The sequence below is a fragment of the Haladaptatus rarus genome (assembly GCF_054177585.1).
Genome location: NZ_JBPEHG010000008.1, coordinates 189,496 through 208,618 on the forward strand (window position 1 = coordinate 189,496; position 19,123 = coordinate 208,618).

26 protein-coding genes and 2 pseudogenes are annotated in these 19,123 nt (G+C 56.8%); 13 read left to right on the forward strand and 15 right to left on the reverse strand.

The features are described from left to right. Positions 1 to 25 precede the first annotated feature (25 nt). Positions 26 to 1,456, reverse strand: a complete 1,431-nt coding sequence (locus ACR3FE_RS17845) for a hypothetical protein (RefSeq protein ID WP_458208761.1) — start codon at positions 1,454 to 1,456, stop codon at positions 26 to 28. A 558-nt stretch (positions 1,457 to 2,014) separates the two neighbouring features. Here ACR3FE_RS17845 and ACR3FE_RS17850 point away from each other — a divergent pair. From ACR3FE_RS17850 to ACR3FE_RS17860, 3 genes and pseudogenes are all read left to right on the forward strand, one after another. After that, the gene (locus tag ACR3FE_RS17850) at positions 2,015 to 3,208 is read left to right on the forward strand and encodes an MFS transporter (RefSeq protein ID WP_458208762.1); all 1,194 of its coding nucleotides are present in this window, start codon (positions 2,015 to 2,017) and stop codon (positions 3,206 to 3,208) included. Positions 3,209 to 3,514: 306 nt separating this feature from the next. Beyond that, a pseudogene (locus ACR3FE_RS17855) lies at positions 3,515 to 3,736 on the forward strand (class I SAM-dependent methyltransferase); the annotation flags it as partial. A gap of 14 nt (positions 3,737 to 3,750) precedes the next feature. Continuing rightward, the gene (locus tag ACR3FE_RS17860; protein WP_458208788.1) at positions 3,751 to 4,041 is read left to right on the forward strand and encodes a class I SAM-dependent methyltransferase; all 291 of its coding nucleotides are present in this window, start codon (positions 3,751 to 3,753) and stop codon (positions 4,039 to 4,041) included. A 238-nt stretch (positions 4,042 to 4,279) separates the two neighbouring features. Here ACR3FE_RS17860 and ACR3FE_RS17865 read toward each other — a convergent pair whose 3' ends face one another. The 3 genes and pseudogenes from ACR3FE_RS17865 to ACR3FE_RS17875 all read right to left on the reverse strand — a co-directional run. Further along, a complete protein-coding gene (locus tag ACR3FE_RS17865; protein ID WP_458208763.1) occupies positions 4,280 to 4,792 on the reverse strand; it encodes a hypothetical protein in 513 nt (170 codons plus the stop codon). A 448-nt stretch (positions 4,793 to 5,240) separates the two neighbouring features. Next, positions 5,241 to 5,837: a dihydrofolate reductase family protein gene (locus ACR3FE_RS17870; protein ID WP_458208764.1), complete on the reverse strand. Its 597-nt coding sequence runs from the start codon at positions 5,835 to 5,837 to the stop codon at positions 5,241 to 5,243. A 319-nt stretch (positions 5,838 to 6,156) separates the two neighbouring features. Further along, a pseudogene (locus ACR3FE_RS17875) lies at positions 6,157 to 6,687 on the reverse strand (universal stress protein); the annotation flags it as partial. Between the two features lie 1,204 nt (positions 6,688 to 7,891). On the opposite strand from ACR3FE_RS17875, the gene ACR3FE_RS17880 reads away from it, so the two are divergent. From ACR3FE_RS17880 to ACR3FE_RS17900, 5 genes are all read left to right on the forward strand, one after another. Then, a complete protein-coding gene (locus tag ACR3FE_RS17880; protein WP_458208765.1) occupies positions 7,892 to 8,323 on the forward strand; it encodes a DHH family phosphoesterase in 432 nt (143 codons plus the stop codon). Positions 8,324 to 8,353: 30 nt separating this feature from the next. After that, positions 8,354 to 8,548, forward strand: a complete 195-nt coding sequence (locus ACR3FE_RS17885; protein ID WP_458208766.1) for a DUF8008 family protein — start codon at positions 8,354 to 8,356, stop codon at positions 8,546 to 8,548. Further along, the gene (locus ACR3FE_RS17890) at positions 8,530 to 8,718 is read left to right on the forward strand and encodes a DUF8008 family protein (RefSeq protein WP_458208767.1); all 189 of its coding nucleotides are present in this window, start codon (positions 8,530 to 8,532) and stop codon (positions 8,716 to 8,718) included. Before ACR3FE_RS17885 ends, ACR3FE_RS17890 begins: the two co-directional genes overlap by 19 nt. A gap of 336 nt (positions 8,719 to 9,054) precedes the next feature. Then, positions 9,055 to 9,378: a hypothetical protein gene (locus ACR3FE_RS17895; protein WP_458208768.1), complete on the forward strand. Its 324-nt coding sequence runs from the start codon at positions 9,055 to 9,057 to the stop codon at positions 9,376 to 9,378. Then, positions 9,379 to 9,888: a PIN domain-containing protein gene (locus ACR3FE_RS17900; protein WP_458208769.1), complete on the forward strand. Its 510-nt coding sequence runs from the start codon at positions 9,379 to 9,381 to the stop codon at positions 9,886 to 9,888. 12 nt (positions 9,889 to 9,900) lie between these two features. On the opposite strand, the gene ACR3FE_RS17905 is transcribed toward ACR3FE_RS17900, so the two are convergent. The 8 genes from ACR3FE_RS17905 to ACR3FE_RS17940 all read right to left on the reverse strand — a co-directional run bounded on the left by ACR3FE_RS17905 (position 9,901) and on the right by ACR3FE_RS17940 (position 14,371). Continuing rightward, positions 9,901 to 11,073: an RNA-guided endonuclease InsQ/TnpB family protein gene (locus ACR3FE_RS17905; RefSeq protein ID WP_458208771.1), complete on the reverse strand. Its 1,173-nt coding sequence runs from the start codon at positions 11,071 to 11,073 to the stop codon at positions 9,901 to 9,903. A gap of 1 nt (position 11,074) precedes the next feature. Further along, the gene (tnpA, locus tag ACR3FE_RS17910) at positions 11,075 to 11,464 is read right to left on the reverse strand and encodes an IS200/IS605 family transposase (RefSeq protein WP_458208772.1); all 390 of its coding nucleotides are present in this window, start codon (positions 11,462 to 11,464) and stop codon (positions 11,075 to 11,077) included. 93 nt (positions 11,465 to 11,557) lie between these two features. Continuing rightward, complete coding sequence (locus ACR3FE_RS17915; protein ID WP_458208773.1) at positions 11,558 to 11,860, reverse strand: SWIM zinc finger family protein; 303 nt, start codon at positions 11,858 to 11,860, stop codon at positions 11,558 to 11,560. A 112-nt stretch (positions 11,861 to 11,972) separates the two neighbouring features. Next, positions 11,973 to 12,119: a hypothetical protein gene (locus ACR3FE_RS17920; RefSeq protein ID WP_458208774.1), complete on the reverse strand. Its 147-nt coding sequence runs from the start codon at positions 12,117 to 12,119 to the stop codon at positions 11,973 to 11,975. After that, complete coding sequence (locus ACR3FE_RS17925) at positions 12,116 to 13,144, reverse strand: transcription initiation factor IIB (protein WP_458208775.1); 1,029 nt, start codon at positions 13,142 to 13,144, stop codon at positions 12,116 to 12,118. Before ACR3FE_RS17925 ends, ACR3FE_RS17920 begins: the two co-directional genes overlap by 4 nt. 137 nt (positions 13,145 to 13,281) lie before the next feature. Beyond that, positions 13,282 to 13,701, reverse strand: a complete 420-nt coding sequence (locus tag ACR3FE_RS17930) for a PIN domain-containing protein (protein WP_458208776.1) — start codon at positions 13,699 to 13,701, stop codon at positions 13,282 to 13,284. Beyond that, complete coding sequence (locus ACR3FE_RS17935) at positions 13,698 to 13,949, reverse strand: AbrB/MazE/SpoVT family DNA-binding domain-containing protein (protein WP_458208777.1); 252 nt, start codon at positions 13,947 to 13,949, stop codon at positions 13,698 to 13,700. Before ACR3FE_RS17935 ends, ACR3FE_RS17930 begins: the two co-directional genes overlap by 4 nt. A 245-nt stretch (positions 13,950 to 14,194) precedes the next feature. After that, positions 14,195 to 14,371 (reverse strand): TFIIB-type zinc ribbon-containing protein, encoded by a 177-nt coding sequence (locus ACR3FE_RS17940; RefSeq protein WP_458208778.1) that lies wholly within the window; start codon positions 14,369 to 14,371, stop codon positions 14,195 to 14,197. A 154-nt stretch (positions 14,372 to 14,525) separates the two neighbouring features. Here ACR3FE_RS17940 and ACR3FE_RS17945 point away from each other — a divergent pair, with 154 nt between their 5' ends. Further along, complete coding sequence (locus tag ACR3FE_RS17945) at positions 14,526 to 15,527, forward strand: Cdc6/Cdc18 family protein (protein ID WP_458208779.1); 1,002 nt, start codon at positions 14,526 to 14,528, stop codon at positions 15,525 to 15,527. A gap of 20 nt (positions 15,528 to 15,547) precedes the next feature. Here the strand turns inward: ACR3FE_RS17945 and ACR3FE_RS17950 are convergent, their stop codons facing one another. Beyond that, positions 15,548 to 16,174 (reverse strand): class I SAM-dependent methyltransferase, encoded by a 627-nt coding sequence (locus ACR3FE_RS17950; RefSeq protein WP_458208780.1) that lies wholly within the window; start codon positions 16,172 to 16,174, stop codon positions 15,548 to 15,550. Between the two features lie 250 nt (positions 16,175 to 16,424). Here ACR3FE_RS17950 and ACR3FE_RS17955 point away from each other — a divergent pair, with 250 nt between their 5' ends. Beyond that, positions 16,425 to 16,856: a hypothetical protein gene (locus tag ACR3FE_RS17955; RefSeq protein WP_458208781.1), complete on the forward strand. Its 432-nt coding sequence runs from the start codon at positions 16,425 to 16,427 to the stop codon at positions 16,854 to 16,856. A 61-nt stretch (positions 16,857 to 16,917) separates the two neighbouring features. Here ACR3FE_RS17955 and ACR3FE_RS17960 read toward each other — a convergent pair whose 3' ends face one another. Next, positions 16,918 to 17,121, reverse strand: coding sequence for a hypothetical protein (locus ACR3FE_RS17960; RefSeq protein ID WP_458208782.1), 204 nt, complete (start codon positions 17,119 to 17,121; stop codon positions 16,918 to 16,920). Positions 17,122 to 17,239: 118 nt separating this feature from the next. On the opposite strand from ACR3FE_RS17960, the gene ACR3FE_RS17965 reads away from it, so the two are divergent. The 3 genes from ACR3FE_RS17965 to ACR3FE_RS17975 all read left to right on the forward strand — a co-directional run bounded on the left by ACR3FE_RS17965 (position 17,240) and on the right by ACR3FE_RS17975 (position 18,673). Continuing rightward, a complete protein-coding gene (locus ACR3FE_RS17965; RefSeq protein ID WP_458208783.1) occupies positions 17,240 to 17,914 on the forward strand; it encodes a P-loop NTPase family protein in 675 nt (224 codons plus the stop codon). Next, a complete protein-coding gene (locus ACR3FE_RS17970; RefSeq protein ID WP_458208784.1) occupies positions 17,901 to 18,173 on the forward strand; it encodes a DUF8156 family protein in 273 nt (90 codons plus the stop codon). The genes ACR3FE_RS17965 and ACR3FE_RS17970 overlap by 14 nt, the downstream gene beginning before the upstream one ends. Before the next feature lie 293 nt (positions 18,174 to 18,466). Beyond that, complete coding sequence (locus tag ACR3FE_RS17975; RefSeq protein ID WP_458208785.1) at positions 18,467 to 18,673, forward strand: SWIM zinc finger family protein; 207 nt, start codon at positions 18,467 to 18,469, stop codon at positions 18,671 to 18,673. Positions 18,674 to 19,013: 340 nt separating this feature from the next. Here the strand turns inward: ACR3FE_RS17975 and ACR3FE_RS17980 are convergent. Further along, the coding region (locus ACR3FE_RS17980; protein WP_458208790.1) for an integrase core domain-containing protein at positions 19,014 to 19,123 on the reverse strand (110 nt) is incomplete at its 5' end.

A 19,123-nucleotide genomic window follows, 5' to 3' on the forward strand; every position in this document is an offset into this window, starting at 1 on the left:
TTCGAGACGCAAAGGCGGTCTGAACCTATCCGAGCACCGAACGGATCTTGCTCCAGAACCGCCCGGTGGCGTCTTCTATGACCACCACCACAGAGCCGACGAGTGGGAGTCCATCGTCCGTGTCTTTCGGTTGCTGGTTCTCGTCGTCCTGTGCCGACTGCTGATCGCCGTCGTTCTGTGACGGCTGATTCCTGCCCTGTTTCCCACCGCGCTGGTTCTTCCCACCCTGTTTCGTACCGCTCTTTTTCTTCGCACCCTCGGGGTTGGACTGCTTTCCGCCGCGGCCATTCGGCGTCGTGCCAACTGCTGGTGGCTTCAGTAGTGGTGGTTCGGTCTTCGGCGCGTTCGGTGTTCCGCATTCGAGGTTCTCGTACATGGGGCCGTCACGCTCCTTCGCGTTCTCCCCGCCAACGACACCGCTGGTGGTGCCGAACTGCTTCGGCTTCCCGTACAGTCCGACTGCGGGGTGATCTTCGCTGTTGTTCTCGACGTGGACGTTCTCCATCGTCAGCTTCTCTAACTGGTCTTTACAGTGAACCTCGATGGGACTGCTCCGGTTGCCGCCGTACCGAAGACGGCAGTTCGAGACGCAGATCTCCTGGGTCGGGGTGTGGGAGACGATCGGCGCGTCGGTACTCTCGTGGCGGTGGGTGAACGAGAAATCGCAGTTGTCGATGGTGGTACAGCCGGGATACGCATCGTCGTCGTCGCCCTCGATGTGGATGCCTCGCATCAGCATCGATCCCGACCAGCCCTGTTTGGGGACTTTACCGTCTTTGACGAACGTGCAGTTCTCGATGTCGGTGTGGCCGCCGACGCGGAGGCCGACGTTCGTGTTCCGGAAGAAGCTGTTCTTGATGGTCGTCTTCCCCTGAACGTTGTTGCCGTAGAAGGTGTTCTCACCCCAGTGTTCGAGCCACATGCGGTCGAGTACGAGATGGCCGCAGTGGTCGTTTTTCACGAGAAGCGCCCGACGGTTGCTCGGCTTGCCGGGTTGCCCGGACCCCTCGTGGAGATAGACATCTCGGATGATGCCGCTTGCGTCCTCGCTCTTCACGAGCGGGCGCATGAACGACACGCCGTGGATGTCCATGTCCTTGCCGTTCGTACCACAGTGACCGCGGACGACGACGTTCGAGAACTGCCAGTTGTCGGCCTGGATGTCGATTCGTGGAGGGTAGGCCACCTCGCGGAAGTCGAGTTCGAACCCATCGAAGACGAATCCATCGCCCGTCGCATCGATGACGTTCGTACACTCCTGGCGGTTCGTCGGGACGAGTGTCGCGTTCGTCCCGGTGAGCTTCAGGTCGTCGTGGTCGGTTTCGATGCACTCGACGCGGTAGGTTCCCGGTGGGAACTCGACGGTCGCGCCATCGCACAGCACGTCTGCGAGTACATCGTCGATCGGTTCGTTATCCTTCGGGTCGGCACCGTTTTCGGTGATGTCGATCGTCATAATTGGTGAATCGGCATACCTCGGAGTTCGGTTCGCATTCTTCGGACAGCACGTCGGTGACGTGGGCGACCGGAATCAGCCCCTGTCTGGAGAATCCTTCCGTGACCGGCGACGGGGTGAGCGTCAACAGTCTGGGTGACGACAGAACGAATGGTTCGTCGCGCGATCGGTCAGCGTGGTCTCACCGAACGGTGCTGTGAAGAAGCGTCCGATACTCGACAGCGCTCGCCCGAAGTCCGCATTCCACCACAGCCATGGCGATTTCTCTGACCGTCTGACCGAATGTGGCGAGGAGACACGGAGCGACACCGTCTCGAACTGCCTCTTCGCTGCGGCGACGTCTCGAAGGACGACGCAAGGAGAAGACGCTTAACCCCGTGCTCTCGAACATCGACAGGAAGACGGAGAAATGGCTGTGAGACCGGGAGATCATCCGCGCGTAGAAACGCGTCGTCCGGGCTGGGCGCTCGCTCCACAATTCGGCGCGGAAGGTTAAGAGCGTTCACAACCGATAAGATGAATAATATATCGTTCCAGACGTTCGAGAAGTTGAGTACCATGTCCACGCAGCGAAATCGTATCGCCCTCGCCGGAATCATCTTCGTCATCCTCCTCGCACAGGTGCTTCTGTATCCGGGCATCGATACACTCGTCGCCGTCTTCGGCGGGGCAGAAACGCTCTCTGCGAGCATGTGGTTTCTCGCCGCCGAGTTCGCGGCGTTCGTCGCGTTCGCCGGTCTCTGGGGTGCGGTGAGCGACGTAACGGGACGGCGCGTCCCGTTCATCGTCGCCGGGGCGGTCGGCGGATTCGTCGGGTACAGTCTACTCGGCCTGTTACCGACCCTCGAAGGGGCTTCCTTCGGAACCGCACTCGCACTCCGAATCTTCCAGGGTGCGGCGACCATCGGCGCGTTCTCGCTTTCGATCACGATGCTGATGGACCTCGATGGCGGCCACGGACGGAACATGGGTGCGGCGGGGATCGCTATCGGCGGTGGAACTGCACTCGGAGCACCGCTCGGCGGGCAACTCTACGAGTTCGGCCCGCTCGTTCCCGTGTACGCCGCTAGTGGGCTGTTGCTGGCCGTCGCACTCGTCGCGGTGATCGCGCTCGACAGCATCGAGACGGACACCCATCGAGAAGGGATTTCGGCCGCACTCGTCAGAATCCGCGAGACGCCGCTGTTGTTCGTCCCGTACGCCTTCGGATTCATCGACCGCCTGACGGCGGGGTTCTTCGCGCTCGTCGGGACGCTGTACTTTCGGGAGGTGTTCGAACTCGACCCCGGAACGACCGGTCTCATGCTCGCGCTGTTTTTCGCGCCGTTCGCACTGCTCCAGTATCCCTTCGGAATCGTCTCCGACCGGATCGGACGGACGATTCCCATCATCGCCGGGTCGACGCTGTACGGCGTCGCCGTCGTCGGTGTCGGCGTCGCGCCGTCGGTTCGCGTGGCCGCCCTCGCCATGGTTTTCGTGGGCGTCATCGGGGCGCTGATGGCACCCGCGACGATGGCGCTCGTCACCGACCTGGCACCCAGTAGTGACCGCGGGGTTGCGATGGCCGGGTTCAACGTGTTCGGCAGCGTCGGATTCCTGGCCGGTATCCTCGTCGGCGGTTCGGTAGCAGACCAGTTCGGGTACGTGACCGCGTTCCTCGTCGCGGGCGGCGTTGAGATTGCCCTCGCCATGCTCACCCTCCCAGTCATCTTCCGCATCGACCGGTTCGACACACCGCGTCCGTGGTGGTAACGTCTCGGATTCGGTTGTTGCTCAGGACGTCGCATGGGACGAGTCAGCCGCCGTGTTCGTGCTGCATGTCAGATAAACTGTTAACACGATGAGTACAGAACGAGCCGACGATGACGTCAGCGGAGAAACCGATCGCGGAGGACGCTTACACACTCATATCAACACAGCCAGCGTCCGTGTCATTTCAACAGAATTATTATCTATTGTTGAATTGTGTACCAGTCCATGACGGATCAGTCGGACTCTGATACGGCCGATCCAGCGGAGTGATGGAACGGGGTATACGATAATGAGACCAACCCTCCGTGGGATATTGACGAGCCACAGCCAGCTCTCGTGAACGCTGTCGGGAGTGACGGATTAACAGGTCGCATCCTTGACGTTGGATGTGGAACTGGAACACACGCACTCTGGGCAGCAGCTGAGGGACACCCAGGCGTGGGCATAGACTTTTCCAAAACGGGAATCGAGCAAGCCCGGACGAACAGGGAGGTCTCGACGCGACGTTCCGAGTCGCAGATGCACTAGATGTTCCCAGCGACATCGGACCGTTCGACACGGTGCTGGACAGTGGTCTGTTCCACGCGTTCCAAACCGAAGAGCGTGAGGACTACGCTCGTGAACTCGCCAGTATCGTCCCGGTGGGAGGTCGTGTGTTCCTCGTCGGGTTTGGTGAAGGTGCTCCGGAGGATGGGGGACCGAACCCGCTCACTCCTGACGATGTCTCTTCCGCCTTCGTGAAGAAGTGGAACGTCTTGGAAACGCAGGAAGTAGCGTTCGAGACGCGCGAAACCTCATTCCCCGGTTTGCTCGCGGTTGTCGAACGAGTCTGAGCGTTGGTGACCGGCACGCACTCTCAGTCGGTCGACGTTTTCACCAACTCGAAGGCGAAACAAGCGAAAGTCAGTTGCTGAACATATCCTCTCTATTCAGCACGACGTTTGTAACAGCAAATCGGTAGTTTGTCGAGCCACTGCAAGATATAGGGCGCGTATCTTTCACTCAACACTCGCTGACCGTTGAGTTCGTGATGCGTATGAATCATCCGTTCCCCACGGACTCTTTACGTGTTTATGATTCATCCTCTGGGATTGAGACCGTCACGTCGGATGGGAGATCCGTGAACGGAATCGTTCGGAGTATCTTTTCGTAGATATACACGTATCTGAGATCATCGGCATCGGTGATCGATCCAGTTCGCTCAGGGTTTGGGTAGATGAGAGTACCATCTTGCAGGGCAGGTCTCCCTGGGTTGAAGAATTGGCCGTTTGGGAGAACCGCAACGAGGACAACCCAGACTGCGTCCTTATATTCAGTCGTGATACGATGAGCATCGTCACTCTGCAAGCGCGAGAGATAGAGATTTTGGCGTGCACTCTTTGCAGTGGGCAGTAATTTCGCCCATAGAGTTATTTCACTGAGGTCGGGTTGCCCTTGAACATATTTTTCCGTAGTTTCGAGGGGCTTGATTGACGATTCGACGCGAAATGTTTTGATTTCATCAGTGGATTTGTTGATCGAACAGCCAGCGAGAAGGGGAGAGAGGAAGGCAGTTCCGTGAACCAGTAGCCGACGTCTATTCATGGTGGTGTTTTATTTTTGAACAGTAAATACGTTCTTGATAATTATAACTCGTCGTGGTAAGTACATCCTCTCTATGCAGCACGGCACTTCTGCCAGCGACTGGGGAGGTCATCGCACTCGCGCTGAATACAAAGCACGTATCTTGCACGGCTGCTGGTAGCGAATTGGGCGGTAGATAGGCACGCTTAGTTATCGTTGCTTTCGGCTTCGTGAGCTGGCCGTGTAGACATACCAATTTGGTTTCCGGAGACGAGCGAAAGTGATGGAAGTTGGACGGTCGTTCTAGATAATGCCTGATTTTTAATCTCGACGTTCGGTCATTCGCTGTAGGAGCAGCGATCACCCGAACGGCATCGAGGTGGCCGAGGACGCATCGCGAGCGTCGATCCCGGCACGCCTGCAGCTACGCTTCGCGATGTTCGGCGGCTCTGGGCACGTCCCGCTCGGCTCAATCCTGGGCGACCCCATGAATATCGCGATAATGGAGGATCACGACACCGTTACCGGTCGTCGACATGTCGGCGAGTTCAAGGTCGGCCCTCGCCCCGCCCTCTCGGAAGAGCCGCTTGCCGGTTCCGAGGACCAGCGGGTGGACCATGAGCTGGTACTCGTCGACGAGGCCGTCGGCCATGAGCGTCTGGACCAGCTCCCCGCTGCCGAAGACTAGGAGGTCACCGCCGGACTCCTGTTTCAATTCGTTGACCGCGTCGGCCACGTCATCCTTGAGGAGCGTCGAGTTCTGCCAGTCGACCGCGTCTAATGCCCGCGAGGCCACGTACTTGTCGATGGTGTTCATCCGCTCGGTGAAAGGACTATCTTCGCTCGCGGTCGGCCAGTACGACGCGAAGATCTCGTACGTCTTCCGGCCGAGCACGAGCGCGTCCGCGGCGGCGATCCAATCGGCGACTATCGGGTCCTCGTCGTCGAAGTACGGCACCTGCCAGCCACCGTGCTCGAACCCGCCCTCGCGGTCCTCGTTGGGACCGCCCGGCGCCTGCATCACGCCGTCGAGCGTCAGGAACGATATGACGTTAAGGTTCCTCATGTTTGGTACCTCGCTTGCATGTAGATATGGTGCGAAGAGAGAAGACCCTTGAGTTGATCAGCTAACTGGAGATTGGTCAGAATCCCCTCTCTTTTGTAGCACCTTCCGAGATAGAAACGTCCTAGTATCACTCTTGCCTGTAGTTATCGCTCGGTTGGCCTTTTTCGACGGTGTTGGATACGACCTCTGTATTCAGCACGCCGTTTGTGACAGCAGCTCGGTAGTTCGTTGAGTCGCTGCAGGATACAGAGCGCGTATCGGTCACCGGTTAGAGCTCGAAGCAGGCCGGTTCGGTCGTCAGAGACAGGTGAGTTCGAGATTAGTGACGTCCGAACAGTCGCTGTTTTAGCGAGCGGCGGGTCGGTCGTTCGGCCAACAGGACCGGGGTCTCGAGCGAGTCGATGATGTCGAATGCGAGCGAGTCGCGGACGATTCGCGACAACAGTCCCTGGTCCGTCGCCCCGATGAGTACGAGGTCGTACTCCTCGCTCAGCTGCCCGATCACGGATTCCACGTCTCCCGTCTCGATGTGCAACTCGGCGTCAGCCAGCTCGTGGTCGGCCGCCCACTCCTGAAGGAACTCACGGCCGGCCGCCTCCTCACCAGCGGCAACGACGTGCAGGAGGGAGACGGTCACGCCGACGGTTTCCCGTAACGCACTGGCCACCTCCGCGGAGAGGGCCGACGATCCACCGCCGGCCGTGGGAACGAGCACGTCGGAGAGCGACAGGTCCTGGCCGTCCAACACGAGGAAGTCACAGGGCAGATCTTGGGTCAGTTCGTCGATGGCCGTTTCGATGCGTCCCCCGACGAATCGCGTCCCGCCGTACCCCATCACGACGGCGTCAGCGTCGTGCCACGGCCGCGAGCGTTGGACAACTACGCGGGATAAAAGTGTCCCGTCCGAGAGCCGCAGCATCCGCCAACTATCCACCAACATGCAAAGCCCCGTTTGTCACACCCATCGAGGGGTGAGGCCAATGATCGACCCCGCCCCGAGCACAGAGACAATCCTCGCCCTCGAAGCAACCGACCCGATCCAGGTCACGACCACCAAACGCACGCTCACGGGCGTCATCTACGACCACGAACACACTGATCCCAGCCAAACCCACCGTAGCCCAGAACCCGGCCACCACACGCTGTTGTTCGCCCGCCCAGCAACGACCTCTACCACCTTTGCTGCACCTAGAAACTGCAGACAGAGAGTATTGTGCATGGTTGTACCTTCAGCCAGGGTGAAAATATAGGGTGTGCTACCATATGCCACAACCATTAACAATAGAGGGGCCTAAACTCAACTTGGACAAATACAAGCTTTGTTGAGAGTCAATCCTTGCGCCTTCACCTCAGGAAGTAGTGTGGTTATACTGCTCCCTTGTTGTGAAGGTTCTCTTTGTTGAGATGGGTCTGTCACAACACAGTAAACTATGTCCACTAAGAGCACCACGATGCCACATAACCTAATCCAGAAGTCATGGCTGGTGATAAGAATTCAGCAGGCCAACGGCTTCGGTTTAAGAGACAAGATTCTCCGAAGCGCATTCGGGATCGAACGAACAGGAAAAGAAACAATGAGATGTGAACGATGTGGTGCAGGAACCCTCGTCAAACCATACGATGTCGATGGATACACTGGCCACCTCTGTTAATCGTGTATAGGAACGTGGGAGCGTTTTAGAAATATCTAAGATAGCCAAAGTTTGACAACCTAAATATTTAATTTAATTGAAACTGTGTTTATTTGATTTCTTATAAATGTTAGCGGCCCATTCTGATCATATGCAGGAATGGTCTATTGAATACTGAAGTCCGAGAATAACAATAGAGAATTCTCATGAGAAACGTAATTGTAAGCGAGTTCCTATCGCTCGATGGGGTTATGCAGGCCCTGGGTGACTCGGACGAGAATCGTGAAGGATGGTTTTAATATGGTTGCTGTCAGTTATCATACTCGGCAGGACACCGACGGTTACCTCCGGAGGGTGTCGTCGAACACGCACGCCCAGGCGCAGTACCCCTAACCGTTAACGGACATGGAGTAGCTCCGAAAGATGGCCAAGCCGCCGGTCTCCGAAATCACACTCGATGCCCTCGGAACGGCAATAAACACCCGGACGGTCCGCTCGTCATACCTAGTCGCAAACGTCGGTCGGATCACCGAACGTGACGCCGTCCCGCAGGCCACCGACTACCTGCTCCAGCTCGAGGGAATCGAAACCGTCGTTGTATTCGGAATCAACGGGATAGAGATTCACGTCAGCGCACGGTCGACAGATCCACGCGTCCAGCTCGCGGAGCTGCTCGAGGAGATGTTCAGCGACGTCGGAAGCGCCGGTGGCCACGACGAGATGGCTGCTGCCCAACTCCCGCTCGGGATTTTTGGGGACGTCTCCGAAGACGAGGACGACTTAATCCGGATCGCCGGCAATCTCATCGAAAAGCGCTTCTTCGAGGCCACGGGACACGACAACCCCTACTCCTGACTCCGGGCGGTCGGTGCGTGAACGGTACAGTTGTTCCAGCGACTGGCCCGCTATGACGACGAGATGCTCGCCTCCGTCACGAATCGTAAACCCGACGAACTCGCGGGGAAAGCGTGGCGTGAACGCGATGAGGCCGGTCGGTATTCACTCTGGTCGAGGGGAAGTGGCGAGATCCGGGCCTACTTAGACGCCTCAGACCTCACTGAATGGATTCGCCTGAAATAATCCGGCGTGAGAAAAAGTACTCTCAGGAACTCGCTCGCCGGACGATGGATGCGATGCACGAACTCTCGAAGAACCGCCTCGGGAAAATCAAGCGCCAGCGATCTAAAGACGGCTTGAGCTATCAAGAGACGCGTCTCGTGTTGAAAGCCGACGTGGATGCTTCCCGGTGAGGTTACGAGCAACAACACGGACGACAGTCCGACCACAGACGGGGTTGCCGGAGAGTAGCGTGGCCGGGACGAAAACACACCCGAGAGGGACACGACCCTAACACGAAACCCCACACAACCGCGGATTTGGACGTCCCGAAGTGACACAGTTCAGGGCTGGCGTGGGACGGCTACTCGTGAGTACGGCAGTTGTATCGGCATCTATCGGCGACAAACCAGCGGGAGGGGGAGAGGTTCTACTGGCCACCGCTCCTGTGGTCGGGACGACCGATACGCGAGACTCCCGTGAGGGAATGCAGCAACAAAGTTTTCCTGTCCGGCTCACAATGTACACACATGACCTCGGAGACAGGCGAGAAAAAGCGCGTTCAATTCCGTGCTCCCGAGCGGCTCGTCCAGCAAACGGATACGCTCGCCACAGTCTTGGAGACAGATCGGACGACAGTCATTCTCTCGGCACTTCGGGACTATCTCCGGGATGCCGCGCACAACGATGAACTCAAACAGGAAATCGCAGAAGCATTCTACAGTGACGATATTACTTTTACACAGTTGAAAGAACTTGTTGGTCACGAAGAAGCCGCCAACTTCCGTATTCTCAAAGAGCAGCTCGAGGACGAATTCATTGACGAGACTGCTGAGGAGCTAGCTGATTCGTAGATGCAGGTTGTCGCAGACACATCTGCTCTTGTGAGCCTCGGCACGGTCGCCGACCACACGTGGAACCCACTCGACCATCTCCTTGCTACCCACACGATCATCGTTCCAACGCTGGTTTTCGATGAGTTAGAGGAGACAGCAGCGTATGATGATGTGTCGGGACACGGCGCAAAACAGGTTCTCGATCGACGGGAGGACTTCGACGAACGAGCTGTTGACCTCGATGAATCATTCCCACTAGACGATGGCGAGAACGCCGCAGTGACTCTCACGAACGAACTCAACGCGACGCAATTTCTGTGTGACGAGTTCAATCGGCTTGCCCTCATCCATGCGTCACTCGTTGATACTCGGCTTGTGACCACGCCGATGCTGCTTGTTGCTCTCGTGCGAAACGAGATTGTATCACCAGCTGATGCGGAGTCGTTACTCGATGAAATGAGTACGGCACGAAGTTGGTCGAAGAACACCTATGTACAACGTGCTAAAGCCGTCTTGAATAGCCAGTGACTTCTCCCACGACTAAAGTCGTGGGCTTCCCTCACTGAGGGTTAGGCCCACGTCGTCTGGGGAGTTCGCAGGTTCCATCTCACCGCTGGTTCCGTTGAGTACGACCTGCGTTTCGGGCTGAGCCACAACAGCCCCCACCGTCGATAGCGGACTCTGAATGTTCTTACCAACGGCTCGTTTCGCAATATTTGATGCACCATTCTTGTCAGCGTTATCCTCCAATCCACAATCGCCACACTCCAACCGACCCTGTACCTCACGATTCGTGTTCTTTGACCCGCACCGCCAACACGTCACAGACGTGTCGTACTCGTTCACAGGAATACACTCCCGCCCGTCGAGATGAGCCTTGTAGGTGAGGATATTCGCCAACTTCGCATACGGCATTTTATGGGTCTTGTCGTTCACGTACCGCCCTTTGTTATTGTCGAAGCGCAATCCCGTCATATCACCGAACACGATAACGGCGTTGCGTTCACGAGCGCGGGCAACGAGGGCGTTCGCTACCTGATGCAACTCGTGTTCGACCGTTCGGGATTCCTTGTCTCCGAGACGTTCGATGACCTGTGCCCCTGAACGAACCTTTGCCTTCCCAATGGACTTTCGGAGTTGCTTGTAGTGTTCGCGGACACGACGAACTTCTGCGCCGTGGAACTGTGTGTTGCGGTCGGAGAGGAACGTACTGACTGCTATCCACTTCGCACCCATATCGACGGCGAGAACGTCATCGTAATCGTCTGCGATGGCCACAGACCGTTTGCAGACGAGGTGGACGTACCACTCACCATCTTGGTGAACAAGTTCCGAGTCGCGGATACACTCGTCGGTGAGTAGATGTGTGTCTTTCTCAGGGACGCGGGCGGGAACCCAGATGCTATCACCCCGTTCTTTCTCGGGGTTGTAGACGGGGAGTTTGAACCACCACGACGAGAGGACAGTATCATCGTCGTGTTCGATGGTGATGCAGTCGTTGCGGAGAACGACGGGTTGCTCGGTGTCCTCTCGTGGATTCTTGTTCGAGCGGACTTTGCCCGCCTGTTGGTTGGTGGCGGAGTAGAGGTTCGCTTCATCGTCACCGTGAACGGCATCTTGGAACGCGGTGTATTCGCGTTCGACAAGACGGACTTTCCGCTCGGTGAGCGAGTGGAGTTTGATCCGTACCGTCGTGGTGACTTCACGTTCCATCCTACTGTCCCGTCTGTGATTCGATGTATTCTTCGATGGCCTGATTCGATACCTCTCCCGCTGAGGAGACGAAGTACGAACGTGTCCACAGTGAGGGGAGTCCAAAGTCAAACTCGTCGCGGAGTGTGCGAGAGGTGTAGCCCTTGACCTGTTGCATGATTTTGTTCGGGGCGAGTTTTGGGTTGCCCGTGATGAACAGGTGTACGTGGTCGGGCTGGATTGCCAGTCGAAGTATTTCAAGTTCAAGTTCGTCGGCCTTCTCCTCGATGAGTTGTTCGAGGCGGTCGGCAACCTCGTCCGTCAACACCGATTTGCGGTACTTCGGACACCAGATGAAGTGGTAGTGGAGGTTGTGAACCGACGTTCGTTCTCGACTATACCCGCGTGGCATGGTCGTAGATAGATACCGTTCACTATTAGATGTGGTGATTCTATCAACCCTACGCCGTGCTATTGAGGATGGATTGTGTCGGAGTGGTTGGATTCATCCCACGACTTCAGTCGTGGGCTTTCTCCTCGATTTCTGTAAAATCGGCGTTCGGATTGCGACGCCGACCCGATGTTTGCACGCGCCGTCGTAGCGGTCGTCCGCAGGGCACTCACAGGCGACTGGCACGCCATCCCGAACCGTAACGAGATACTCGTGCTCGGCAGGATTCGCGTGACTTGCGTTACGAACAAGGACACCCTCGGGGACGATGGTAAACTCGAGGGCTTCGTACTGGGCGCGCTTTGCGACTCGGCTGGTGAACGTCAGTTGGGACAGAACGTGGTCGTGGCTGGGCATGCTGACTCCACGGGGCACGCAGTGGGCCCCGCACCCTTTCGGGGGATAAAAAACGGTCCCGGTGGGCGGACGAATGGACACGTTGTCTCGGAGATCGAACGCAGATAAACCCTCAGTCGAATCGATAGATAGCGATTCCATCGTGCCCGCATCGAGGACAGTCGGTCGCATCGACCTCGACCGGCGTTCCACACTGGCGACATTCGGCGATGACGGTGCTTCGAGTCCGTCCAACAAGCCGCTCTAGGAGGTCTTTCACGCAACCACCTCGGTCACTTTGAGTTCGTTTCGAATTCGATCCCGCTGGGCACGAACTGTCTCGGTCGAAACATCCGCGACAGTGGCGAGTTCAGTCTGCAGCACGTCGATATCGTGTTCGTCTGTTACGATAGCCAGACAGCCAGCTGCCACACCTGCCGGGTTACAGCCAGTGACAAGAGCTGTTTCTGTAGCCCGCTTTGCCATGTATTTGGCACGATGCTCGACGTCGGTTGGGATGGCAAGGGCAGACGCCACCTTCGCGACGTACGACTGTGGACGGGGTGGTTGGGCAGGAAGGTCAAGTTCGGCATTCAGTACGCGATACGCTCCTCGAAGCGTCGCTTCGTCGTTCGGTGAATACTCGGCAAGGTCCGCAAGTGTCCGGGGCTGACCGAGACAGCGAATCGTCGCGTACACGCTCGCCGCTGCGACCGACTCGACCGACCGCCCACGGAGGAGGTCGTGGTCCTGTGCGGTTCGAAAGAGCGTACAGGCCTGGTCACGCACCGTTGTCGACATGCTGAGGGCACTCACCAGCCTGCGAATCTCCGTGAATCCATGGCCGAGATTTCGATTCGCCTTCGTTCCCCAACTTGCCCGCCAGTGCTGGGTTCGAAGACGACGAAATTGCCGTCGTTTCGTTTCTGGCAGGGTGTTTCCGTTGCTATCCGTTCGTCCATAAAGTGCGGTCGTCAGACCATAATCGTGATACGTCGGTGTGCGTGGGTTCCCCGTCCGTTTTCGGTTCGTCTCCTCATCGCCGCTGTACCATTCAGGGCCGTGGTCGATCTGCTGTTCGTCGATGACGAGGCCACAGTCATCGCAGATCGTTTCTCGCGCGTTCGTACGCACTCGCCCGTTGCATTCGGACACTGGTTGGTCGTCTCGTTCGGTACGTCTTCGTCGAAGCGATAGTCGTAGCTGTCTCTGATTGCCATCGAAATCACCGATCAGCGAGACGCCCTGTTTCGAGCGCCCCGCACCCGTCAGGGGGCAGAAAAACAGGATTGTGGGTAGTCCCACACGTGCAATCAGTAATCTCCTCCTCGCCGAATTCGTCTTCCGAGTGGTCGAGACACGTGTCTCTCACTCAATATTACAACCGTTCATGGTCTGTCGAAAATCAATACCTGGATATACTGATTCGCCGCGAGTACCGTCTAGTTAGATGGGTGATGAACAACTGTTGCGAGTTCGTCTAGATCTTCGAAATCGCTATCTCCCGTATGAAGGGTTTCACAGTCGGTGAGAACAGCTGTTGCGAGGTGAATTGCGTCTGCATAAGACAGTTCACGCTCCCGACGTTGGTAGTATTTCGTGCGGAGCCGTGATGCGTATACTGCGATTTCACTCGTGACAGGAATGACGTGTATCTGCTCGAAATCCTCGATAGCACTCGTTACAAGGTCTGCAGTTTCACTGCTAACCTCGCGGTTGAGGATATAATCAACCTCTGTCAAGGTGATCGTTGAAACGATGCCACCAGTGTCCCGCGCATCGCGAATCGTCTCTTCGGCGATATCCGATAATGCCCCATCAAGACCATACTCGAGCCAGACCCACGAGTCGAGATAGATCACGCGTGTCTGCTCCACTCGCGACGTTCACGCTCTAACAACTCTGCTGCGTCGAGTTCAAGTGGAGCGGCACGTTTCCGGGCAGTTTCGAGACGGTCCATCGGGTCATTTGGGACGCCGATCATTCGGACTCCACCGTCCTCATCGAACCGAAAGAGAACCTTCTGCCCTTCTGTGAGCTGGAGTCGCTCTCGAACTTTCTTCGGGATGGTGATTTGTCCCTTGCTGGTGATTGTTGCTTCGTACGACATCGTTATTGCTCCTTACAATATTTCAGTTTGTAATGCGTATATCTGTTTCGCATACTCCTATACTATCCTCTGACTATGGTTCATCCGATACCAACGACTCTCGCCTCACGAATCGATAAACTGCGATCCCTCATGATCACATTCCGGACACTCGTTAGTTTCGACCTCGACCGGGGTTCCAGACTGCCGACACTCAGCAATGACAGTGCTGTGCGACCGGCCAGTGAGTTGCATCAGAAGGTCTTTCATGCGAATTCCGGCCTGTGATTGGTTCGGTGGTCGTCGATGACGAGGCCACAGTCCTCGCAGATGGTTTCCTGAATAGTGGTCGTGACTCGACCGCCGCAGTCGGGACACGGATTGGTCGTCTCACTCGGTACGTCTTCGTCGAAGCCGCTTGCATAGGTGTTGCTGCGTATCATCGGAATCACCGATCAGCGAGACGCTCTGGTTCGAGCGCCCCGCACCCGTCAGGGGGCAGAAAAACGACGTGCTGTACTGCTGCCTAGGCGTATCGGAAGAATCGGAAACCGCCCACTTCCGTTTATTATGTCGGCCAGAATAGACACCACCAACATGATCCACGATGCTCGCGTCTTACAACCCCAGTTCATCCCTGACGAGGTCGAGCATCGAAACCCAGAGGTCAACGCCCTCTCGAACACGCTCAAACCCATCATGGACGGCGAAACTGGAGAAACCTCACTCCTACTCGGGCCGTCCGGCGTGGGGAAAACCTGCATCGCCAACTACACCGTCGAACGGCTGCGCGAGAACGTCCTCGATATCAACACGCAGTACGTCAACTGCTGGCAGGATCACACGCGCTTTCAGGTGCTCTACCGCATTCTGGAGGGTATCGGCAAGACGGTCGATATCCACCGCCGTTCCACGCCGAAAGACGAACTACTCGACCGCCTCCAGGGATACGATGGCCCGCAGTTCGTTGTTATCCTCGATGAAGTCGACCAACTCGAAGACAAAAGCGTCCTCTATGACCTCTACCGGATGCGGAACATCTCGATGATCCTCATCGCCAATCGCGAGGAACCATTGTTCAGCCAGCTCGACAGCCGTCTGACCAGTCGCTTACAGACGTGTGTTCGTATCCCCTTCGAGAAGTACCACCTCGACGAACTCGTGGCGATCCTTCAGGCTCGCGCTCGGTGGGGACTATCGGAACACGCTATTGGAAACGAACAACTGGCCCTGATTGCCGATGCCGCAGCGGGCGATGCACGGGTCGCCATCGGCATTCTCAGAAACGCAGCACGTCGTGCCGACCAGTCGGGCACCGACCAGATTACGACCGATACCGTCCACGAAGCAGTTCCCGATGGTCGCCACGAAGTCCGGCAGAAAACCATCGACCAACTCAACACCCATCAGCGTGCCCTCTATGAGATTTTAGACGAGGAAGGCGAACTCAATCCTGGGGAGCTGTACGAGTTGTATCAGGGACGGGTCGACGATCCAAAGACGAATCGCACCGTCAGAAATCATCTGCAGAAAATGGAGCACTATCGGCTGGTTATCGCCGAGGGCAAGAATCGCGCGCGCACCTATCGACTCCGCTAGCTAATTCTTCTACTGTTCATTCAGTCCTTGGATCGTCGAATGACGGCAAGCCATGCTTCGACGCTATCGCTATTCGACGGGGCGATTCCCTCTTGTCCGGCATTGACTTCGAACTGAGCCGGGTCAATCGCCTCAACAGTCCAGCCGTCGGCAAACGCCGTGCGAAGTTCGTGTTCGCTGATTCGCCGTGGACCCCACTCGCCCGGCTCTCGGTCGCTGAAACAGAGAATAACGACGTGCCCACCCGGTGTCACGACGGTACCTAACGACGCGACGTAGGTTCGTCGGGCCTCGTCGTCGAAGACGTGAAACAGGCCGCAGTCGAGAGTGACGCCGAACTCCTCGTCGAGGTCATCGAGCGAAAGCGCATTCTGGATCTGGAAACACACGCACCCCGATACGTCACGCATTTGTGCCTTCGTCCGCGCTTTCTCGATGGCTCGGGGGGACGCGTCGATTCCGCGAACCGAGTATCTGCGGTCGGCGAGGAAGAGTGCGTTCTCGCCCGTTCCGCACCCGATATCGAGGATCGATCCTTCAAACGACCGCGTCTCGAACAGTGAGCGAACTGCCGACTGAGGGCGACCGATATCCCACGGCGGCGTTCCGGCGTACGCCACATCGAACCCGTCGTCAGGCGAGTTCATCGTCGAAACCAACGGCCTGGACGCCCATAGTCTCCTCGCCCGACGGGTCGAACTTAGTGTGTTCCTTTACGTCTCATTCGGTTCCTCCGAATCACCTTTGACAAGCCCGTCTACAATTGCCCTCTGGACACCGATTGGCCTCTACACACTGCCCAAATAACCATATTCGGCGTAATTCGGTCGGTTAGATAGGTCATCAATCATTCACGACACCTACGGGTTCTTCTTGCTGCGACCCGACTACAGACACATGTCTTCTACTATCGCCCCACAGCAAACAGCAGCTGCGACACAGTGGCTCCGCGGCTTCTGGCAGTACTATCGAGAATACACCCACACTGCAGCTCATGCGGCATCAGCAGCCGCACTCACCGCGTTTGGCTTGCTGATCTTCATCAATCGCCTTTTTGCACTCCTCGCAATCGCGTCGTACATCGTTCCACCAATCATTCTCTACCGACTCGATGCAGACCTCGGAAAGCAATCGCCGTCACCACCAACAACTACTGGCGACTCCGAGCCAGCACCGACTGCAGCTAGCGATTTAGCCACCGACTCCGACAGTGATGATGGCGATTCGGACTCGGATTCTGACGGCGACGATGGTGATTCAGATACTGATGGTGACGATGGCGATACGGACTCAGATGGCCGAGACGGTGACACCGATACTGATAGCTGATGATGCAGTCTATCGACTTCGACCCAGAAATTCTCGAGTGGGGCTTGTTCGAACAACCGCGTCAGCTCTCCAGGATCACGGTGACGAACTCGTCGCGGTTCTCGAAGCGCTCTCGGTGGAACTTTCGGAACACGCTATCGGAAACGAACACCTGACCCTGATTGCTGATGCTGTCGCCGGAGATGCACGAATCACCATTGGTATACTCAGAAACGCGGTACGACGTGCCGACTAGGCAGGCACCGCCGAGATTACGCCGGATCATAATCGCCGAAGGAAAAAATCGAGCGCGCCCCTACCGGCTTCGCTGATCGTTTCTTTCGGAAGGATTGGAAACGACCCTGTCTTGCCTATGTGCTGTTCCGTCGATATGTTAACTTGTGATGATGCGCCACGACCAACCAGAACTCCCAACGCTCGACAGTGGAATCACACTGCTTGAGACGGCCGAGCGAGCGACCGGCGCGTTACAGTCGCTCGTCCTTGACCAGTTGCTCCTCGAAGGTGGTTCGGCCGTCTGGGTGGACGCCCACGGCGACGGGACGACCCAGCCACTCTCTCGGATCGCACCGTCGATGCGTGTTCTCGACCGCATCCGAATTGCGCGTGCATTCACGCCGTGGCAACATCAGAGTCTCTGCCAGGATCTCGCACCTGAACTCGCGGACGACACTGCCGTTGTCGTCCTTCCTGCGTTCGACTGGTTCTACCGGTCGGAAGACCTCCCACATGGCGACGGTGAGCGGATGCTTGCAGCGGCTGTCGATCTCATCGGCGAGATTGCGGAGACGTTCGATGTCCCTGTACTCGTGACCCAGCACACGGACGATTCGTTGACAGCACCGATTCGAGAATTCGCGGACGATATCATCCGCTGTGAACAGACGCCGTACGGGCCACGCTTTTCGGGCGACGAGTACGAGACGTTAGTGTATCCACTTGAGAATGGAATGGTACAGACGACGCTCGCGTTTTGGAAGCGCGTGTTAACGGCCCGTCACCCAGCGGTTGCAGGCGCAGAGTCCCCAACGGAGGTGCGTGCGTATGGGTCGTACTAATCCGACCTACCGCGACGCACTCCGCGCCATGGAATCACGATGGTCGGACTACCGCCGGGCGCTTCGACGCACTGACCAGGAGGTGTTCGACCGCCTGTTCGAGGACGCACGAGCACACGCCGATGCAAGCGGTATTCAGAACCACCAGTTCGTCGAGATTCCGGCACTCGTCTCGATCTTGCTCGAGCAACAGAAGTACATCGACGACCTCGAAGATCGACTCGACCATCTAGAGGACGACCTAAACGCTGAGGCATGACGCGATGGTATCAAGTTCGACTACCCCGATGGCGGGATACTCAGATGGTCGCTGACCGAATCGGGTGCTGAGACACCCGGCACCGGTCTTCCAAAAGGTAGTCTGGAAAGACCATGTCAACGAAAACGCCCGCAGAACTTGAAGCTGACGAGACGGCACAGAAACGCGCATAGACCGAACAATTTGCCTTCGACGTCGATGCCCCCGGTCTCACCGACGTCACCAACGAGAGCCATGAGAACCCGGAAGAGCACCAATACACAGTCTCCATCGACGACATAACCGAGGAATTGATGGCCTGCACGTGCCCGCATCACGTCCACCGCAACGCCTTCTGCAAACACATGGCCGCCGTCGAAAACGCAACCGACGACGGGACGTTTGACGCGTTCCCGTCCGAGGACGACGATGCCGAACCAGACGACTGCGACTGTGATGGCCTCGGTGACTTCCCGTGCTGGCCATGCGTGCGAACGGGACGAAAAGAACTGTCGAACTAACCACCGCTTCAGCTCTTTTTATTCATGTCTCGCCAATTGTCGATTCAGGTCTAACCGATCAGCGAACGCTCATAGAGAATGTAGACAATGGGATTAAGATTCAATCGAAAATCGAATCACTGTGTTTTAACTACGATTCCTCCAGACTTTTGACGACTCGCGACTGCAAAACGGCATTTATCGGAATCAGAAGTAACCAGATGGGGATGGCCAATATCGGATCGAAGGTTGCGACAAAAATCAAGAACTCCTGTCGTGACCACTCCCTCGGTAGAAATCCTCTGTTATTTCTTCATTGGAATACTTCACGAAATAGATGCTTCGTTATAAATGGCACTGTCTAGTTTAGCTCCTCCTCGACAGGCGTTCGGTTGTTGAGCGATTGATGCGGTCGTTGATGGTTATAGTAATGCACAAACTGTTCAAGCCACTGCTGGACGCTTGGCCGAC